The organism is Streptomyces yatensis (assembly GCF_018069625.1).
GTDB classification, from domain to species: Bacteria; Actinomycetota; Actinomycetes; order Streptomycetales; family Streptomycetaceae; genus Streptomyces; species Streptomyces yatensis.
The window spans coordinates 3,503,978-3,522,307 of record NZ_CP072941.1; the positions used below are offsets into that span (position 1 = coordinate 3,503,978).

At 69.6% G+C, this 18,330-nt stretch carries 16 protein-coding genes; 8 read left to right on the plus strand and 8 right to left on the minus strand.

Features of this window, described 5'->3' with window-relative positions; genetic code table 11:
• Window positions 1–9: 9 nt before the first annotated feature.
• From J8403_RS14115 to J8403_RS14145, 7 genes are all read left to right on the plus strand, one after another.
• Window positions 10–423 (plus strand): roadblock/LC7 domain-containing protein, encoded by a 414-nt coding sequence (locus J8403_RS14115; protein ID WP_093464907.1) that lies wholly within the window; start codon window positions 10–12, stop codon window positions 421–423.
• Window positions 424–527: 104 nt separating this feature from the next.
• Window positions 528–938, plus strand: a complete 411-nt coding sequence (locus J8403_RS14120; RefSeq protein ID WP_014055140.1) for a DUF742 domain-containing protein — start codon at window positions 528–530, stop codon at window positions 936–938.
• Window positions 919–1,503, plus strand: coding sequence for a GTP-binding protein (locus J8403_RS14125; protein ID WP_078643928.1), 585 nt, complete (start codon window positions 919–921; stop codon window positions 1,501–1,503). Before J8403_RS14120 ends, J8403_RS14125 begins: the two co-directional genes overlap by 20 nt.
• A gap of 333 nt (window positions 1,504–1,836) precedes the next feature.
• Entirely contained in the window at window positions 1,837–4,869 is a 3,033-nt protein-coding gene (locus tag J8403_RS14130; RefSeq protein ID WP_211123498.1) for a sensor histidine kinase, read from the plus strand.
• A 10-nt stretch (window positions 4,870–4,879) separates the two neighbouring features.
• Window positions 4,880–5,293, plus strand: a complete 414-nt coding sequence (locus J8403_RS14135; protein WP_020868201.1) for a roadblock/LC7 domain-containing protein — start codon at window positions 4,880–4,882, stop codon at window positions 5,291–5,293.
• Between the two features lie 82 nt (window positions 5,294–5,375).
• The gene (locus J8403_RS14140; RefSeq protein WP_211123499.1) at window positions 5,376–6,038 is read left to right on the plus strand and encodes a DUF742 domain-containing protein; all 663 of its coding nucleotides are present in this window, start codon (window positions 5,376–5,378) and stop codon (window positions 6,036–6,038) included.
• The gene (locus J8403_RS14145; protein WP_078610434.1) at window positions 6,019–6,597 is read left to right on the plus strand and encodes a GTP-binding protein; all 579 of its coding nucleotides are present in this window, start codon (window positions 6,019–6,021) and stop codon (window positions 6,595–6,597) included. The genes J8403_RS14140 and J8403_RS14145 overlap by 20 nt, the downstream gene beginning before the upstream one ends.
• Before the next feature lie 206 nt (window positions 6,598–6,803).
• Here the strand turns inward: J8403_RS14145 and J8403_RS14150 are convergent, their stop codons facing one another.
• From J8403_RS14150 to J8403_RS14170, 5 genes are all read right to left on the minus strand, one after another.
• Window positions 6,804–7,043 carry an acyl-CoA carboxylase subunit epsilon gene (locus tag J8403_RS14150; RefSeq protein WP_211123500.1) on the minus strand — a complete coding sequence of 80 codons (240 nt, stop codon included), beginning with the start codon at window positions 7,041–7,043 and terminating at the stop codon, window positions 6,804–6,806.
• A 56-nt stretch (window positions 7,044–7,099) separates the two neighbouring features.
• Entirely contained in the window at window positions 7,100–8,683 is a 1,584-nt protein-coding gene (locus tag J8403_RS14155) for an acyl-CoA carboxylase subunit beta (RefSeq protein WP_059144154.1), read from the minus strand.
• A gap of 332 nt (window positions 8,684–9,015) precedes the next feature.
• Window positions 9,016–10,614 carry a citramalate synthase gene (gene cimA / locus J8403_RS14160; protein WP_211123501.1) on the minus strand — a complete coding sequence of 533 codons (1,599 nt, stop codon included), beginning with the start codon at window positions 10,612–10,614 and terminating at the stop codon, window positions 9,016–9,018.
• Between the two features lie 345 nt (window positions 10,615–10,959).
• Window positions 10,960–12,045, minus strand: coding sequence for a branched-chain amino acid aminotransferase (locus J8403_RS14165; protein ID WP_211123502.1), 1,086 nt, complete (start codon window positions 12,043–12,045; stop codon window positions 10,960–10,962).
• Window positions 12,046–12,247: 202 nt separating this feature from the next.
• A complete protein-coding gene (locus J8403_RS14170) occupies window positions 12,248–13,291 on the minus strand; it encodes a 3-isopropylmalate dehydrogenase (protein WP_211123503.1) in 1,044 nt (347 codons plus the stop codon).
• Between the two features lie 129 nt (window positions 13,292–13,420).
• Here J8403_RS14170 and J8403_RS14175 point away from each other — a divergent pair, with 129 nt between their 5' ends.
• Window positions 13,421–15,004, plus strand: a complete 1,584-nt coding sequence (locus tag J8403_RS14175; protein ID WP_211123504.1) for a purple acid phosphatase family protein — start codon at window positions 13,421–13,423, stop codon at window positions 15,002–15,004.
• A 2-nt stretch (window positions 15,005–15,006) separates the two neighbouring features.
• Here the strand turns inward: J8403_RS14175 and J8403_RS44345 are convergent, their stop codons facing one another.
• The 3 genes from J8403_RS44345 to J8403_RS14185 all read right to left on the minus strand — a co-directional run bounded on the left by J8403_RS44345 (window position 15,007) and on the right by J8403_RS14185 (window position 18,299).
• Window positions 15,007–15,129: a hypothetical protein gene (locus tag J8403_RS44345; RefSeq protein ID WP_086706647.1), complete on the minus strand. Its 123-nt coding sequence runs from the start codon at window positions 15,127–15,129 to the stop codon at window positions 15,007–15,009.
• Between the two features lie 544 nt (window positions 15,130–15,673).
• A complete protein-coding gene (gene pruA, locus J8403_RS14180) occupies window positions 15,674–17,305 on the minus strand; it encodes an L-glutamate gamma-semialdehyde dehydrogenase (protein ID WP_211123505.1) in 1,632 nt (543 codons plus the stop codon).
• 67 nt (window positions 17,306–17,372) lie between these two features.
• Window positions 17,373–18,299, minus strand: coding sequence for a proline dehydrogenase family protein (locus J8403_RS14185; RefSeq protein ID WP_211123506.1), 927 nt, complete (start codon window positions 18,297–18,299; stop codon window positions 17,373–17,375).
• Between the last annotated feature and the right edge of the window lie 31 nt (window positions 18,300–18,330).

Below are 18,330 nucleotides of genomic sequence, written 5' to 3' on the forward strand. Positions count from 1 at the left end.
TTGAGCCCGATGAGCCAGGCGGCGCAGAATCTGAACTGGTTGATCACGAACTTCGTGGACAACACCCCCGGGGTGTCCCACACGGTCGTGGTCTCCGCCGACGGACTCCTTCTGGCGATGTCCGAAGGCTTCCCCCGTGACCGAGCCGATCAACTGGCGGCGGTGGCCTCCGGCCTGACCTCGCTGACCGCCGGGGCCTCCCGCATCTTCGAAGGCGGCATGGTCAACCAGACCGTCGTCGAAATGGAACGAGGCTTTCTCTTCATCATGTCCATCTCCGACGGCTCCTCCCTCGCCGTGCTCGCCCACCCCGAGTGCGACATCGGCCTCGTCGGCTACGAGATGGCCCTGCTGGTCGACCGCGCGGGGAACGTACTCACCCCCGACCTGCGTGCCGAGCTGCAGGGCAGCCTGTTGAACTGATCCATCGACCATCCGACGCCTGTCCCCCGGCCCCACGGCCGGCGGGCCCCCACCGGCACCGACCGACGGCACGCCCGTCACCTTGTTGTCCGACCGGAGGATCCATGACCCCGCCCCCCGCCTCGCCCGGCCCGTACGGCGGCCATCACCAATCGCCGTACGGGGGTGAAGGCGACCAGCCATTGGTGCGCCCGTATGCCATGACCGGTGGCCGGACCCGGCCGCGCTACCAGCTCGCCATCGAGGCGCTGGTCAGCACCACGGCCGACCCCGTGCATCTGCAGGGGCTGCTCCCCGAGCACCAGCGGATCTGCCATCTGTGCCAGGAGGTCAAGTCGGTCGCCGAGGTCTCGGCGCTGCTGAACATACCCCTGGGTGTGGCACGGATCCTGGTGGCGGACCTGGCAGAGGCCGGCATGGTGGCGATCCACCAGCCCGGGGGCGGTTCGGAAGCGGGCGGTACCCCGGATGTGACACTGCTCGAAAGGGTGCTCAGTGGACTTCGCAAGCTCTAGCGGCGCTCCCCCCGCCCGCGCGACCACCTCGGCGAAGATCGTGGTGGCGGGCGGCTTCGGCGTGGGCAAGACCACGTTCGTCGGCGCGGTCTCGGAGATCAACCCGCTGCGCACCGAAGCCGTGATGACCTCCGCCTCGGCGGGGATCGACGACCTGAGCCATGTCCAGGACAAGACCACGACGACCGTGGCGATGGACTTCGGCCGCATCACGCTCGACGACGATCTCATCCTGTACCTGTTCGGCACGCCGGGCCAGGACCGCTTCTGGTTCATGTGGGACGACCTGGTGCGCGGCGCGATCGGCGCCGTGGTGCTGGTCGACACCCGCCGGCTCGCCGACTGCTTCCCCGCGGTCGACTACTTCGAGAACTCCGGGCTGCCCTTCGTCATCGCCCTCAACGGGTTCGAGGGCCAGCAGCCCTACAACCCCGAAGAGGTCCGCGAGGCCCTGCAGATCGGCCCGGACACCCCCATCATCACCACGGACGCGCGCCACCGCACCGAGGCCAAGAGCGCTCTCATCACCTTGGTCGAGCATGCGCTGATGGCCCGTCTCAAGTAGCGAACGCCGTCCGGAAGTTACCGGATATCGGACGGAGGACGGGCCGTGTCGGACGACGCGGCCCGCTCGCCGTTCATAACGTTTCGACAGAGATATGACCTGGCTCCCGATACGGAGCGCAGTCGTGTCGCTCCGGTGCGCACTCAAATAGTTCGGTATTCGACATATCTCAGCCATAACGCCCCTTTTTTCTCTGGTCCAGACAACGTACTGAGCGCTTTGCGCACTGTTTGGAAAGCACCTGCGGGGCGTGCTGGAATTCGCTGAACTGGGCAGTCAGGGCTCAGCTGGGAACGGCACAAATGGTGCCGACGCCGAGAGGTTGTTGGTCGAGTGAGGCGAAGCAAGCCGGACCCCGCGCAAGACGCGCGAGGGAACTTCACCCCGCCGCCGCGTTCAGGCACAGCGGCGTCGCCCGCCGAGGCACCGGATCCACCCAGTGGTGGCCGGATCTCCCCTCGGAACTGGCGGGTGCGCGGCCGGCTGTACGCGATCCTGCTCATCCCCGTGCTCGTCGCCCTGGTCTTCGGTGGCTTCCAGGTCGCCTCCTCGGTCTCCACCTGGAACGAGGCGCGGGATGCCGAGCGCACCGCCCAGGTCGTCCGGGCCGCCACCACCTACGCCCACGCGCTGGTCAACGAGCGCGACCTGAGCGCGGGCCCGCTGCTCAGCGGCACCAACGAGGCCACGGTCACCAAGGCGCGGGCCACCAGCGACGCGGCGAAGAAGGACTTCGACAAGGCCGTCGCCGATATGCCGCAGACGCCGACCATGAAGCGCCGCCTCAAAGCCTTCAGAGCCGCCGAACCGCAGCTGGCCTCCCTGCGCCGCAACGCCTACACCGACCGCCTGAACGGTGTGAAGACCGAAGAGGGCTATGTCGCCGTCGAGCACGGGCTGATCGAGTTCGCCAATGAACTGGGCCTGGGCACCGGCAACATCACGTCGTACGGCCGTACCGTCTACGCGGTATCCCTGGCCAAGGGCGCGGAGTCGCTGCAGCGCTCCATCGGCACCCATCTGCTGGTCAAGCCCGGTCCGACCGCGACCGACCGCAAGACCCAGCTCACCTCCTTCACTTCGTACGTCTATCTCGAGGGCATCGCGCTCGGGGAGTTCGAGGCGGCCGGCACACCGCAGGACGTGACCCGGCTCGAGGACACCCTCACCACGGCAGAGAAGCGTGCGCAGGAGCAAATCGCCGAGGCGAAGCGCAAGGCCGAGGCGGACGGCAAGAAGTTCGTCGCGCCGCCCGGTATGGACCGGATGCTCAAGGCCATCGGCAGCGGCGCCTCGCCCACCGCGCTGGCCTCTCAGGGGGTCACCCCGGACGCCTGGTTCAACGCCTCCACGATCAAGTTCAACGCCTACCGGGACGTCGAGCAGACCCTGGTGAACAGGGCCGTGGACGAGGCGGCGCAGATCTCCTCGGACGCCCGCCGCGACGCGATCGTCAACGGCGCGATCGTGGTGCTGGCACTGCTCGCCGCCTTCTTCGTGGCCGGCCGGATGGCCCGCTCGATGAGCCATTCCATGCGGCAGCTGCGCAACGCCGCCTTCGATGTCGCCGAGAAGCGGCTGCCCGCGGTGGTCGACCAGCTCTCCCGCACCGACCCGGGACGGGTGGACACCCGGGTCAGCTCGATACCGATCAACACCAGGGACGAGATCGGCGAGGTGGCCCGCGCCTTCGACCAGGTGCACCGTGAGGCGATCCGGCTCGCGGCCGAGCAGGCGATGCTGCGCGGCGGCGTCAACGCGATCTTCACCAACCTTTCCAGTCGCAACCAGGGACTGATCGAGCGGCAGCTGACCCTGATCTCCGAACTGGAGAGCAGGGAGGCCGATCCGGACCAGCTGGAGCACCTCTTCCGGCTGGACCACCTGGCCACCCGTATGCGGCGCAACGGCGAGAACCTCCTGATCCTCGCGGGCGAGGAGCCCGGCCGGCGCTGGAACCAGCCGGTGCCGCTGATCGATGTGCTGCGCGCCGCCTCCTCGGAGGTGGAGTCCTACGAGCGCATCGAGCTGGCCGGCATCTCCGAGAGCGAGATCCACGGCACCGCCGTGACCGACCTGGTGCACCTCCTGGCCGAGCTGCTGGAGAACGCCACCACCTTCTCCTCCCCGCACACCAAGGTGCGGGTCACCTCGACCCGGCTGCCGGACGGCCGGGTGGTGGTGGAGATCCACGACAAGGGCATCGGCCTGACCGCCGAGGACTTCGCCGACATCAACCACAAGCTGGCCAATCCGCCGACGGTGGACGCCACGGTCTCCCAGCGCATGGGGCTCTTCGTGGTCGGCCGCCTCGCGGACCGGCACGGCATCCGGGTCCAGCTGCGCCCCTCCGGGGAGCAGGCGGGCACCACATCGCTGGTGATGCTGCCCGAGGCGATCACCCACGGCGGTGGCGGCGAGGAGCTGCCCCAGGACGACTTCACGGTCTCCCGGATCGTCCCCGAGCCGCGGCCCGCCCCGGCCTTCGAGGACGTCGGCGAGCTGTCCTCGCGCACCGCCGCCGAGCTGGGTTTCGACGACTCCGCGTACGACCGGGACCAGGGACATCACCAGTTTCAGGGCCAGTACAGCGGAATGGGGACCACCGGGTCCGAGCGGGATCCGCGGCCCGGCCAGGCGCCTGCCGATCCGCTGGCGCAGTCGGCCTACCAGAATTCCGGCTATTCACAACCGGAAGCGGATTACACAACTCAAACGGAACCCGAACAGCAGCCGTACATCGGCTACAACTCCCCCTCTCAGCAGGGAGAGTGGGGCGATTCCGGATCTTTCGAGATGCCCTACGCGTCGCAGTTCGGGACCGAAGCGGAATCAGGACCCGGCGCTCCCGAAGTTTCTCGGGACCGCGTAGAGTTCCACCGTCCGGGCCCTTCCCCGAGCGGAATCCACTCGATGACCGACGCCGGCCTTCCGCGTCGTGACAGGCAGTGGCAGCCGTCCGAGGAAACAGGGACACAGGGGATGGCCGGGGACCCGGCGGCGCCCACGGCGCCGGAGCGACCCCGGCAGACACCCCAGCAGCAGGAGGACGGTGCCCCGTGGCAGTCGGAGAACGACCAGCGCTGGCACCGTGCCGAGCGGCTGCGCGACCCGAAGGCCGGAGGGGTCACAACATCCGGTCTGCCCCGCCGGGTGCCCAAGGCCAATCTGGTCGAGGGCTCCGCGGAGCCGACCGGACAGGGCGGCCCCCAGGTCTCCCGCGCCCCGGAGGACATCCGCGGCAGGCTGAGCAACCTGCGCCGCGGCGTCCAGCGGGGGCGCAGCGCGGGATCCGGGACCCCCGGGCGTGACCAGCATGACCAACAGGGCTTCGGCCCCGGCAGCACCTACGATCAGGAGCGTTAGTGTGAGCCCGATGAGCCAGGCGGCGCAGAACCTGAACTGGTTGATCACCAACTTCGTGGACAACACCCCCGGGGTGTCCCACACCGTGGTGGTCTCCGCCGACGGACTCCTTCTGGCGATGTCCGAAGGCTTCCCCCGTGACCGAGCCGATCAACTGGCGGCGGTGGCCTCCGGCCTGACCTCGCTCACATCCGGAGCCTCGCGCATCTTCGAAGGCGGCGTGGTCAACCAGACCGTCGTCGAAATGGAACGAGGCTTCCTCTTCATCATGTCGATCTCCGACGGATCCTCCCTCGCCGTGCTCGCTCACCCCGAGTGCGACATCGGCCTCGTCGGCTACGAGATGGCCCTGCTGGTCGATCGCGCGGGCAACGTCCTCACCCCGGATCTCCGCGCGGAATTGCAGGGCAGTCTTCTCAACTAGCAAACATGGAGTGCGTTTCGCGCCACCGCGCCATAGGGTGCGGTGGCGCGACCGGCAAGACAGGCGAGTTGGAGGAGGACACGTGGCAACGCCCCCTAGCGGATATCCGTACGCCCACGGGCAGCCGTCCGAGCCGCGCGGAGAGGCCCCGATGAAGCGCTACAACTTCCCCTCCGCGCCCAGCCGTCAGGCCCGCTCTCCACAGCAGCCGGAGCCGCAGCAGGAGCAGCAGCCCCCGCGGCGGCAGCCGCAGCGGCCTCAGCAACAGCCGTACACGCCCTCCTACGCGCCTCCGGCGCCGCAGGAGGGGTCTTGGTACGACGCGCCCTCCGCGCCGCGTATCGAGCCCGTACAGCCGTCTGAGCGCCCCGCTCCGGAACCTTCCTCCCCCGCGGGCGGCACTCATAACCCTCTGGTGCGCCCGTACGCCATGACTGGGGGCCGGACCCGGCCCCGGTACCAGCTCGCCATCGAGGCGCTGGTGCACACCACGGCCGACCCCGCTCAGCTCCAGGGCCAACTGCCCGAGCACCAGCGGATCTGCCATCTGTGCCGCGAGATCAAGTCGGTCGCCGAGATCTCCGCACTGCTCGCCATTCCCCTCGGCGTGTCCCGGATCCTCGTAGCCGACCTGGCCGAGGCGGGGCTCGTCGCCATTCATCAGCCGGGCGGCGACGAGTCCGCCGGCGGTCAGCCTGACGTGACACTGCTCGAAAGGGTGCTCAGTGGACTTCGCAAGCTCTAGCGGTGCAGCCCGCTCCACCACCTCCGCGAAAATCGTGGTGGCGGGCGGCTTCGGCGTGGGCAAGACCACGTTCGTCGGCGCGGTCTCGGAGATCAACCCGCTGCGCACCGAAGCCGTGATGACCTCCGCCTCGGCGGGGATCGACGACTTGACCCACGCACCGGACAAGACCACCACCACGGTGGCGATGGACTTCGGCCGCATCACGCTGGACCAGGACCTGATCCTGTACCTGTTCGGCACGCCCGGCCAGGACCGCTTCTGGTTCATGTGGGACGACCTGGTCCGTGGTGCCATCGGCGCGGTCGTCCTGGTGGACACCCGCCGCCTCGCCGACTGCTTCCCCGCGGTCGACTACTTCGAGAACTCCGGGCTGCCCTTCGTCATCGCCCTCAACGGCTTCGACGGACACCAGCCGTACACCCCCGAAGAGGTCCGCGAGGCCCTGCAGATCGGCCCCGACGCGCCGATCATCATCACCGACGCCCGCCACCGCAGCGAGGCCAAGAGCGCGCTCATCACGCTGGTCGAGCACGCGTTGATGGCCCGGCTGCGGTAGCCGAGACCGGCGACAGAAGCCAAAATCCCCTGCTCTCCGAGGAGAACAGGGGATTTGTGCGTTCCCGGTCCGAAGCGCTCCGGGCGTCCGAAGCGTTCGGGGCATCCGAAGTGTTCGGGGCGTCCGGTGCGTTCAGGACGCCCGGCGCGGGGCCGGCGGCCTCCGGGCGGTGTGCGGCCGTCCGGAGGCGGCGGGGCCGCTCGCGCTCAGCCCTGCCAGCTGTGCGGCGCGCTGAACGCCGGGCGGCGCTCCAGACGGCGCCAGCGGGCGGCGCTGCGGCCCGGGCGGGTGGAGTCGGTGGGGCGGTAGGTGCCGGCGGCCGCGCGGGCCAGCAGCACCGCGGTGACCGCGGCCAGCTCCTCGGCGTCGGCGTGGCCCTTCTCGACCCGGACCAGGGTGGCCGCCGCCGCGGCGGCGGGATCGGCGATATCGCTCGGTGTGCTCACGGTTTGTCTCTTCTCCCTTGTCGCGCGGGTTTCGCGCGAGGACACGAACTCAGAGGCTACTGCGGCGGGTTGCCGTGCTTACGGGACGGCAGGTCGGCGTGCTTGTCGCGCAGCATCGCCAGCGACCGGATCAGGACCTCACGGGTTTCGGCCGGGTCGATCACATCGTCGACCAGCCCCCGCTCGGCCGCGTAGTACGGGTGCATCAGCTCGGACTTGTACTCCTTGACCATGCGGGCGCGCATGGCCTCGGGGTCGTCGGCGTCGGCGATCTGACGGCGGAAGATCACGTTGGCGGCGCCCTCGGCACCCATCACCGCGATCTCGTTGGTGGGCCAGGCGTAGGTCAGGTCGGCACCGATGGACTGGGAGTCCATGACGATGTACGCACCGCCGTACGCCTTGCGCAGGATGACGGAGATCCGCGGCACGGTGGCGTTGCAGTACGCGTACAGCATCTTGGCGCCGTGCCGGATGATCCCGCCGTGCTCCTGGTCCACACCGGGCAGGAAGCCGGGCACGTCGAGGAAGGTGACCAGCGGGATGTTGAAGGCGTCGCACATCTGGATGAAGCGCGCGGACTTCTCCGACGCCTCGATGTCCAGCACGCCGGCCAGCGACTGCGGCTGATTGGCGATGATGCCGACGACCTGGCCGTCGAGCCGGGTCATCGCACAGATGATGTTGGTCGCCCAGCGCTCGTGGACCTCGAGGTACTCGCCGTCGTCGACGATCTCCTCGATGACCTTGCGCATGTCGTACGGCCGGTTGCCGTCGGCCGGGACGAGGTCCAGCAGCGAGTCGCCGCGCCGGGAGGCCGGGTCGTCGGACTCGACGGTCGGCGGGTTCTCCCGGTTGTTCTGCGGCAGCAGCGACAGGAGGTAGCGCACCTCCTCCAGGCACGTCTCCTCGTCGTCGTAGGCGAAGTGGCACACACCCGAGGTCTCGGCGTGCACATCCGCGCCACCCAGTCCGTTCTGGCTGACCTTCTCGCCGGTCACCGCCTGGACCACATCGGGTCCGGTGATGAACATCTGAGAGGTCTCCCGGACCATGAAGACGAAGTCCGTCAGCGCCGGGGAGTACGCCGCCCCGCCCGCGCACGGGCCGAGCATCACGCTGATCTGGGGGATGACGCCGGACGCCTTGGTGTTCCGCTGGAAGATGCCGCCGTATCCGGCGAGCGCCGAGACGCCCTCCTGGATACGGGCACCGGCGCCGTCGTTGAGGGACACCAGCGGCGCCCCGGCCGAGATGGCCATGTCCATGATCTTGTGGATCTTGGTCGCGTGGGCCTCCCCCAGCGCCCCGCCGAAGATCCGGAAGTCGTGTGCGTAGACGAACACCGTCCGTCCGTGGACGGTCCCCCAGCCGGTGACGACCCCGTCGGTGTAAGGCTTCTTCGCCTCCAGGCCGAACCCGGTCGCACGATGCCGCCGCAGCGGCTCCACTTCGTTGAAGGACCCCTCGTCAAGCAGCAGATCGATCCGCTCGCGAGCCGTCAGCTTCCCCTTGGCCTTCTGGGCCTCGGTCGCCCGCTCGCTCGGGCCGCGCCGAGCCTGCTCGCGAATCGCGTGCAGCTCGGCGACGCGCCCGCGAACGTCACTCGCCTCAGCAGGCGCACCTTCGAGATTGGTCATGCAATGACGGTACGTTCCCGGACCCCCGGAAACGCATGTCAATTCCCTACAACGTCAGGGGCGTTTTGGTGGGCAGGCGGAACAGAACTGGACAGCGGCTTTCCCACTACCTGGTGTCCTAAAGGACTATCGACCCTGTCGGCATCCGACAAACCTCCAGGCGGCGACCGTGCGAGGGACGGGCTCGACCACCCGGATGGGCGGCGGCCGCTGGAGCGGCGACGCGGCCGGATCGGGGAACGGAGCACGTCGGCCGCGCTCCGCTCCCCGTACCCTACTCCGGCGGCGGCCGGCGCCACGCGCGCCGGGCCCGCGGGGCCATGAGGCCCGGGTCACTCCTGCGGGTCCACCCCGGCCCGCAGCAGCCCGTAGGCGTAGGCGTCGTCCAGGGCCTGCCAGGAGGCGGCGATCACGTTCTCCCCGACGCCGACCGTCGACCACTCCCCCTGGCCGTCGGCCGTGGAGACCAGCACCCGGGTCGTGGACTCGGTACCGTGCTTGCCTTCCAGGATGCGGACCTTGTAGTCCACCAGCTCCATCGTCGCCAGTTGCGGGTAGATCCGCTCCAGCCCCACCCGCAACGCCCGGTCCAGGGCGTTGACCGGGCCGTTGCCCTCCGCCGTGGCGACGATGCGCTCGCCCTTGGCCCACAGCTTCACCGTGGCCTCGTTGGCGTGGGTGCCGTCCGGGCGGTCCTCGACGATCGCCCGCCAGGACTCGACCCGGAAGTAGCGGCGGGGGCGGCCGTCGACCTCCTGGCGCAGCAGCAGCTCGAAGGAGGCGTCGGCGGCCTCGTAGGTGTAGCCCGCGAGCTCGCGCTCCTTGACCCGCTCGACGATCCGGCCCACCAGGGCGCGGTCGTCGCCGAGGTCGACGCCCAGTTCCTTGCCCTTGAGCTCGATCGACGCCCGGCCGGCCATGTCGGAGACGAGCATCCGCATGGTGTTGCCGACCCGCTCGGGGTCGATGTGCTGGTACAGATCCGGGTCGACCTTGATCGCGGAGGCGTGCAGTCCGGCCTTGTGGGCGAAGGCGGAAACGCCCACATAGGGCTGGTGAGTGGAGGGCGTCAGATTGACGACCTCGGCGATCGCGTGCGAGATCCGGGTCATCTCCTCCAGGGCGCCCTCCGGCAGCACCCGGCGGCCGTACTTGAGCTCCAGGGCCGCGACGACCGGGAAGAGGTTGGCGTTGCCCACCCGCTCGCCGTAGCCGTTGGCCGTGCACTGGACGTGGGTGGCGCCCGCGTCCACGGCGGCGAGGGTGTTGGCGACCGCGCAGCCGGTGTCGTCCTGGGCGTGGATGCCCAGCCGGGCGCCGGTGTCGGCCCGTACGGTGCGGACCACCGCGTCGATCTGGCCGGGGAGCATGCCGCCGTTGGTGTCGCAGAGGATCACCACCTCGGCGCCCGCCTCGTGGGCGGCGGAGACGACCTGCTTGGCGTAGTCCGCGTTGGCACGGTAGCCGTCGAAGAAGTGCTCACAGTCGAGGAAGACCCGGCGGCCCTGGGACCGCAGGTAGGCGACGGTGTCGCGGACCATCGCGAGGTTCTCCTCGAGCGTGGTGCGCAGGGCCAGCTCCACATGACGGTCGTGGGACTTCGCCACCAGGGTGATCACCGGCGCTCCGGAGTCCAGCAGCGCCTTGACCTGGCGGTCGTCCTCGGCGCGTACCCCCGCCTTGCGGGTGGCGCCGAACGCCACCAGCTGGGCGTGCCGGAAGTCGATCTCGGCGCGGGCCCGGGCGAAGAACTCCGTGTCGCGCGGGTTGGCGCCGGGCCAGCCGCCCTCGATGAAACCCACGCCGAAGTCGTCCAGGTGACGGGCGATGGTCAGCTTGTCCGCGACCGTCAGGTTGATGCCCTCGCGCTGCGCTCCGTCGCGCAGGGTGGTGTCGAAGACATGGAAACCGTCGTCGGGCAGATCCTTCATGGTTGGTCTGGCTCCTGTCGGATAAATCTCGGTCTACCGGAATATCCGGTTCCGCGCCCTCCTATGGTCCCTCACGCTTCGCGTCCGGCGGGATGGTCCGGAAAACGAAAAGACCCCTCGCGGGTGCGAGAGGTCTGCGCGCGGGTCTGGGGCACGGTGGCCGCCCCGTACCGGGTCGTACGGGCGGTCACTGCGGACCGGCGCGCCTGCTGCCAATAATCATGACGAACGAGAGCACGGAGGCAGTCTGGCACATTCCGCCCCCGCGCTCTCATCCGTCTCATCATGCGAACCATCGGTGTCAACGGGGTGACCCGCGCGATCAGCCCAGAGGTGACACCGTGATCAGCCCAGGGGGTGCATCCAGCCGTGCGGGTCCGGGGCGACGCCGGTCTGGATGTCCAGCAGCGCCTTGCGCAGCCGCATCGTCACCTCGCCCGGCTCACCGTCGGCCACCGTCCAGTTCGCCCGGGCGGACTTGACCGAGCCGACCGGGGTGATCACGGCCGCCGTGCCGCAGGCGAAGACCTCGGTGAGGGTCCCGTCCGCGTTGCCCTGGCGCCAGTCGTCGACGGAGATCCGGCCCTCGGCGACCTCGTAGCCGAGGTCGGCGGCGATCCGCAGCAGCGAGGCGCGGGTGATGCCCGGCAGCAGCGAACCGGACAGCTCGGGGGTCACGATGCGGTCCCCGTACACGAAGTACAGGTTCATCCCGCCCATCTCCTCGATCCAGCGGCGCTCGATCGCGTCCAGCCAGACCACCTGGTCACAGCCCTGCTCGGCGGCCTGGGCCTGGGCGACCAGGGAGGCCGCGTAGTTGCCGCCCGCCTTGGCCGCGCCGGTGCCGCCGGGCACGGCGCGGACGTACTCCTCCGAGAGCCAGACCGAGACCGGCCGCACCCCGCCGGGGAAGTAGGCCCCGGCCGGGGAGGCGATCACCACGAAGAGGTACTCGTTAGAGGGCCGGACGCCCAGCCCGACCTCGGTGGCGAACATGAAGGGCCGCAGGTAGAGGGACTGCTCTCCGTGGCCCGGCACCCACTCCTTGTCCTGGGTGACCAGTGCGTCACAGGCCTCGATGAAGGTCTGGACGGGGAGCTCGGGCATGGCGATGCGGCGCGCGGACGCCTGGAACCGCTCGGCGTTCTGCTCGGGGCGGAAGGTCGCCACGGACCCGTCGGGGCGGCGGTACGCCTTGAGCCCTTCGAAGATGGTCTGGGCGTAGTGCAGCGTCATGTTCGCCGGATCGATCGAGAGCGGGGCGTACGGCACGAGCTGGGCCTCGTGCCAGCCACGGCCCTCGGTCCACTTGATGGTCACCATGTGATCGGTGAAGTGGCGGCCGAATCCGGGGTTGGCCAGGATCTTCTCCCGCTCGGCGGCGGGGAGCGGGTGGGACGAGGGCTTGAGCTCGATCGTGGGCGTCGTCATGGCAGGTAGTCCTTCACCTTCGGTTGTGGCGGACCGCGCTCGCACCATCCTGCCCGTGATCGGTACTAGGACATCCAAGCTCTTCTTCACACAACGGCCCCACCGGGGATTATCTCCTAGGTGAGGCCGTGGAAGGGAGCGTTGTGCAACGCGCGGCCCAGGTCGATGGTCGCACCCAGCCGCGCGGTGGCACAGGCTGGGGTCAGCCGGATACTCGGGCGGCGAGCGCGTCGCCGATCTCGTCGGTGGTGCGCGGCGCGGCCGCGTCCCGCCCGGCGAGGTCCTCGGCGACGGCGGCCTCGATACGGGCCGCCTCGTCCCCGTAGCCGAGGTGCGACAGGAGCAGGGCCACCGACAGGACGGTCGCCGTCGGGTCGGCCTTGCCGGTGCCCGCGATGTCCGGCGCGGAGCCGTGTACCGGCTCGAACATCGACGGGAAGGCGCCGGAGGGGTTGATGTTGCCGCTCGCGGCGAGTCCGATGCCGCCGGTGACGGCGGCGGCGAGGTCGGTGAGGATGTCACCGAAAAGGTTGTCGGTGACGATCACGTCGAACCGCTCCGGCTGGGTGACGAAGAAGATCGTCGCGGCGTCGACGTGCAGATAGTCGGTGCTGACCTCGGGGTACTCCTGGCCGACCCGGTCGAAGATGTTCTTCCACAGGTGGCCGGCGTGCACCAGGACGTTGTTCTTGTGCACGAGGGTCAGCTTCTTGCGCGGCCGGGCGTTCGCCCGCTCGTAGGCGTCCCGGACCACGCGCTCGACACCGTAGGCGGTGTTGAGGCTGACCTCGGTGGCGACCTCGGCCGGGGTGCCGGTGCGCAGCGAGCCGCCGTTGCCCACGTACGGGCCCTCGGTGCCCTCGCGGACGACCACGAAGTCGATGTCGGGGCGGCCGGCCAGCGGGGTCGGGGTGTTCGGGAAGAGCTTCGACGGACGCAGGTTCACGTAGTGGTCGAAGGCGAAGCGCAGCTTGAGCAGCAGCCCGCGCTCGAGCACGCCGGAGGGCACCGACGGGTCGCCGATGGCGCCGAGCAGGATCGCGTCGTGGTCCTTGAGCGACTCCAGCTCCGCGTCCGGCAGGGTCTCGCCGGTGGCGTGCCAGCGCTGGGCGCCGAGGTCGTAACTCCGGGTCTCCAGCTTGGCGTCCTGCGGAAGGGCGGCGGAGAGCACCTTCAGGCCCTGGGCCACGACTTCCTGGCCGATACCGTCACCGGGGATCACTGCGAGGCGAATGCTGCGAGACATAACCGGGACCCTACCGCTCGTCCCATGGATTGACATAGCTGTTCCAGCATTCGGACAGACGCCGAGCGGCAATCACCCGTTCACCCCCTGTATGGTGCGCCGTTGACCGCCCGGGGGACATTCCGGTCCATGGACACACCACGGTTCGGCGTACCCGAGCGGCTCGCCCAGCGGATGACCATGGCCGAGCAGCATGAGTATCTGCGGGCCCGGTTCTCCCGGCGCCGAGTGCTGCGCGGGGGCGCCGCCACGGCGGGGACGGTCGCGGGCGCGGGGCTGCTGGGCGGGGCGGCGTGCGCGGCCGACGCCAAGCCCGCGCCCGTCGCGAGCCGGAAGCCGGTGACCGCCACGGTGGACGGCGCGCGGGTCGCCCCGTTCGGCCGGCATCTGGCCTTCGGCGCCGATCCGCGGACGCAGATGCGGATCTCCTGGCAGGTGCCGTTCGCCGTGCGCAAGCCGTATGTGCGGATCGGCACGAGCCCGCTGGAGCTCACGCGCACGGTCGAGGCCGAGGTCCGCCATCTGCACACCCCGTCGCTGAGCGACAAGCTGCCCGCGGTCGACCAGTTCTATCTGCATGCCGCGGTGGACGATCTGCGCCCCGGGACCACCTATTACTACGGGGTCGGTCACGCGGACCGCGACCCGGCCGAGCCGCGGTACTTCACCTCCGTGGGCACCTTCCGCACCGCGCCCAAGCGGCCGGGGAAGTTCGTCTTCACCGCTTTCGGCGACCAGGGTGTGAGCTATGACGCGCTCGCCAACGATCAGCTGATCCTTGGCCAGGACCCGTCGTTCCATCTGCACGCCGGGGACCTGTGCTACGCGGACACCACCGGCCACGGGAAGAAGACCGACCTGTACGACGCCCGGGTGTGGGACTCCTTCCTCGCCCAGACCGACTCGGTCGCGGCGAGCGTGCCGTGGATGGTGACGACCGGCAACCACGACATGGAGGCGTGGTACTCCCCCGACGGCTACGGCGGCCAGCTCGCCCGCTGGTCCCTGCCGGACAACGGCCCCGACCCGCGCAAGGCGCCCGGCGTCTATTCGTTCGTCTACGGGAACGTGGGCGTGGTCGCCCTGGACGCCAATGACGTCTCGTACGAGATCAGCCCCAACAAGGGGTACACCGACGGCGCGCAGACCCGCTGGCTGGACCGGCGCCTGGGGCAGCTGCGCAAGCGGCCCGGCATCGACTTCCTGGTGGTCTTCTTCCACCACTGCGCCTACTCCACGACCAGCGCCCACGCCTCGGACGGCGGGGTGCGCGACGCCTGGGTGCCGCTGCTCGAGAAGCACCAGGTGGACCTGGTCATCAATGGCCACAACCACGTCTACGAGCGGACCGACGCGATCCGGGGCGGCAAGGTCGCCCGCCGGGTCCCCATCGAGGGAAGCGCCGACGCGGTGCGCGACGGGATCGTCTACGTGACGGCGGGCGGGGCGGGCGCCAAGCTCTACGAGTTCCCGGCGCCCGACAGCTACGAGGGGCACATCAAGGACCTCGACGAGGTGAAGACCTACCACTGGACGAAGGACGGGGAGAAGAACCGGGACAGCGCCGACTGGTCCCGGGTCCGCTACACCGGCTTCTCCTTCCTCGCCGTGGAGGTGGAGCCGGGCCCCCGCCCCAGGCTCACGGTCACGGCCCTGGCGGAGTCGGGCGAGCGGGTGGACCGCTTCGAGGTCACCCGCCCTGGGCGTCAGTGACGTCAGTGACCGGTGGAGCCGCCGTTGTCACGGCGGTCGAGGGCGCGCTGCAGTGCGGCCGCGGCCTTCTTGCGGTCGGTGTCGTCGGTCTTGCGGCGGATCCTGCGGACAGTCGTCTCGGCCATGATCACATCTCCTCTGGCTGAACCCGGTGGACCGGGAGGAAGGAAAACTCCCCGAGAAGGTGGCTGCCGGAAGGGGCGGGGGCCTGGGTGCGGCAGGGGTCACCTGCGCCTGTGCACCGGGCCGCGGCCGCCATCGCTGGATGCAGCGAGACGTTCGGCTTCCACAAAAGTAAGGCAGCGGAGCGTCAGTGTCTGCACAATTAGTCGGACGTCCTACTATCTGAGACGCGAACAGGGTGACATCGGCCACTGACCCAGGGTGATCAAGTCTCCGCACCGCGCCGATAGTCGAGGCCGACCCCCGTCCGACCTCGACCACGGCGGCCGATCGCAGGTCGTCGTGGGCGATCCCGCGCCTGGTTACCCACGTAAACTGCGGTAAATAGTGCCTACTTGACCGCTTGACGCTAGCACCGCCGCGCGCCGGGCGTCCACAGATTTCCCCCGACCCCGCCCCCGGACAACACGCCGCCCCCGGACCGCACTGAAGCGGTCCGGGGGCGGGGTCGCGGGGCGGGCGGGCTCGGCCCGTCCGTACGGGCGGTCAGCCCATGTGCGGGTAGCGGTAGTCGGTCGGCGGGACCAGGGTCTCCTTGATGGAGCGGGTGGAGGTCCAGCGCATCAGGTTCTGCTTGGCGCCCGCCTTGTCGTTGGTGCCGGACGCGCGGCCGCCGCCGAAGGGCTGCTGGCCGACGACGGCACCGGTCGGCTTGTCGTTGATGTAGAAGTTGCCGGCCGCGAAGCGCAGCGCCTCGCAGGTGGCGGCGGCCGCCGCGCGGTCCTGGGCGATGACGGCGCCGGTCAGCCCGTACGGGGCGGCCGACTCCATCTGCTGGAGCATCGCGTCGTACTCGTCGTCCTCGTAGACGAACACCCCGAGGATGGGGCCGAAGTACTCGTCCTTGAAGATCTCGTTCTCCGGGTCGGTGGAGGCCAGCACGGTCGGGCGGACGAACCAGCCCTCGCTGTCGTCGTAGGTGCCGCCCGCGACGACCTCGACCGTCGGGTCGGACTTCGCCCGGTCGATGGCGGCCTTGTTCTTGGCGAAGGCGCGCTCGTCGATGACCGCGGACATGAAGTTGCCGAGGTCGCTGACATCGCCCATGGTCAGCCCGTTGACCTCGGTGGCGAACTCCTCCTTGAGGCCGTTCTCCCACAGCGAGCGCGGCACATAGGCGCGGGAGGCCGCGGAGCACTTCTGGCCCTGGAACTCGAAGGCGCCGCGGGTCATCGCCGTCTTGAGCACCGCCGGGTCGGCGGACGGGTGGGCGACGATGAAGTCCTTGCCGCCGGTCTCACCGACCAGCCGCGGATACGTCTTGTAGTTCTCGATGTTGTTGCCGACCGTCTTCCACAGGTACTGGAAGGTCTTGGTCGAACCGGTGAAGTGGATGCCCGCGAGGTCCGGGTGGGCCAGGGCCACCTCGGAGACGTCCTTGCCGTCGCCCGTGACCAGGTTGATCACACCCTTGGGCAGCCCGGCCTCCTCCAGGACCTCCATCAGCAGCACGGCGGCGTGCGTCTGGGTCGGGGACGGCTTCCAGACCACCACATTGCCCATCAGGGCGGGGGCGGTGGGGAGGTTGCCCGCGATGGCGGAGAAGTTGAAGGGGGTGATCGCGTAGACGAACCCCTCCAGCGGCCGGTGGTCGCTGCGGTTCCAGACGCCGGGCGAGTTGGCCACCGGCTGCTCGGCCAGGATCTGCCGCGCGAAGTGGACGTTGAACCGCCAGAAGTCGATCAGCTCACAGGGAGTGTCGATCTCGGCCTGCTGCGCGGTCTTCGACTGGCCCAGCATGGTGGAGGCCGCGAGCGTCTCCCGCCAGGGGCCGGAGAGCAGATCGGCGGCCTTGAGGATGACCGCGGCACGGTCGTCGAAGCTGAGCGCGCGCCACGCCGGGGCCGCCGCCAGGGCGGCGTCGATCGCGTCCTGCGCGTCCGCCTGAGTGGCGTTGGCGTAGGTGCCCAGGCGGGCGGAGTGCTTGTGCGGCTGGACGACGTCGAAGCGCTCCCCCGCTCCCATCCGCTTCACGCCACCGATGGTCATCGGCAGGTCGATGGGGTTCTCGCCGAGCTCCTTGAGCTTGGTCTCGAGACGGGCGCGCTCCGGGGCGCCGGGTGCGTAGGTGTGCACCGGCTCGTTCACCGGCACGGGGACCTGGGTGACGGCGTCCATGATGGCCGTTCTCTCCTTCGATCGTCGGGGGCGTCGGGGGTTACGAGGTCTGCGATGCCGAGAGCGGTCAGCGACGGCCGACCAGCGAGCGCAGGAAGAATGTGAGGTTGGCGGGGCGCTCCGCGAGGCGGCGCATGAAGTACCCATACCAGTCTGTGCCATACGGGACGTAAACCCGCATACGGTGACCCTCCGCCACCAGCCGCTCCTGCTCGGCGACGCGGATCCCGTACAGCATCTGGAATTCGTACTCGTCCAGCTTGCGCCCGAGCCGGTGGGCCAGATCCTGGGCGATGGCGACCATCCGCGGATCGTGCGAGCCGATCATGGGGTAGCCCTCACCGGCCATGAGGATCTTCAGGCAGCGCACATAGGAGCGGTCCACCTCGCGCTTGTCCTGGTAGGCGACGCTCGCCGGCTCGTTGTACGCGCCCTTCACCAGCCGCACCCGGGAGCCTTCCCCGGCCAGCGCCCGGCAGTCGTCCTCGGTCCGGAAGAGATAGGACTGGACGACGGCGCCGGTCTGCGGGAAGCGGGTGCGCAGCTCGCCGAGGATGGCGAGGGTGGAGTCCACCGTGGTGTGGTCCTCCATGTCGAGGGTGACCGTCGTGCCCGCCGCGGCGGCGGCCTCCACGACCGGGGTCACATTGGCCAGCGCCAGATCGTGGCCCCCGGGCAGCGCCTGTCCGAAGGCGGAGAGCTTCACGGACATCTCCGCGCGCCCGGCGAGCCCCTCGGCGGCCAGCGCCTCGGTCAGCGCCAGATAGGCGTCACGGCTGCGCAGCGCCTCGGCCCGGTCGGTCACGTCCTCGCCCAGATGGTCCAGGGTGACGTCCAGGCCGCGGGCGGTCAGCGACCGCACCGAGCCCAGGGACTCGGTCAGCCGCTCCCCGGCGATGAAACGGTCCACCATCGGGCGGGTGACCGGCGCGGCCGAGACGAGACGGCGGATGGCGGCACTGCGCGAAGCGGCGAGCAGCACGGGTCCCAGCACGGGGCACCTCCACGATGACGGCCGACGAACG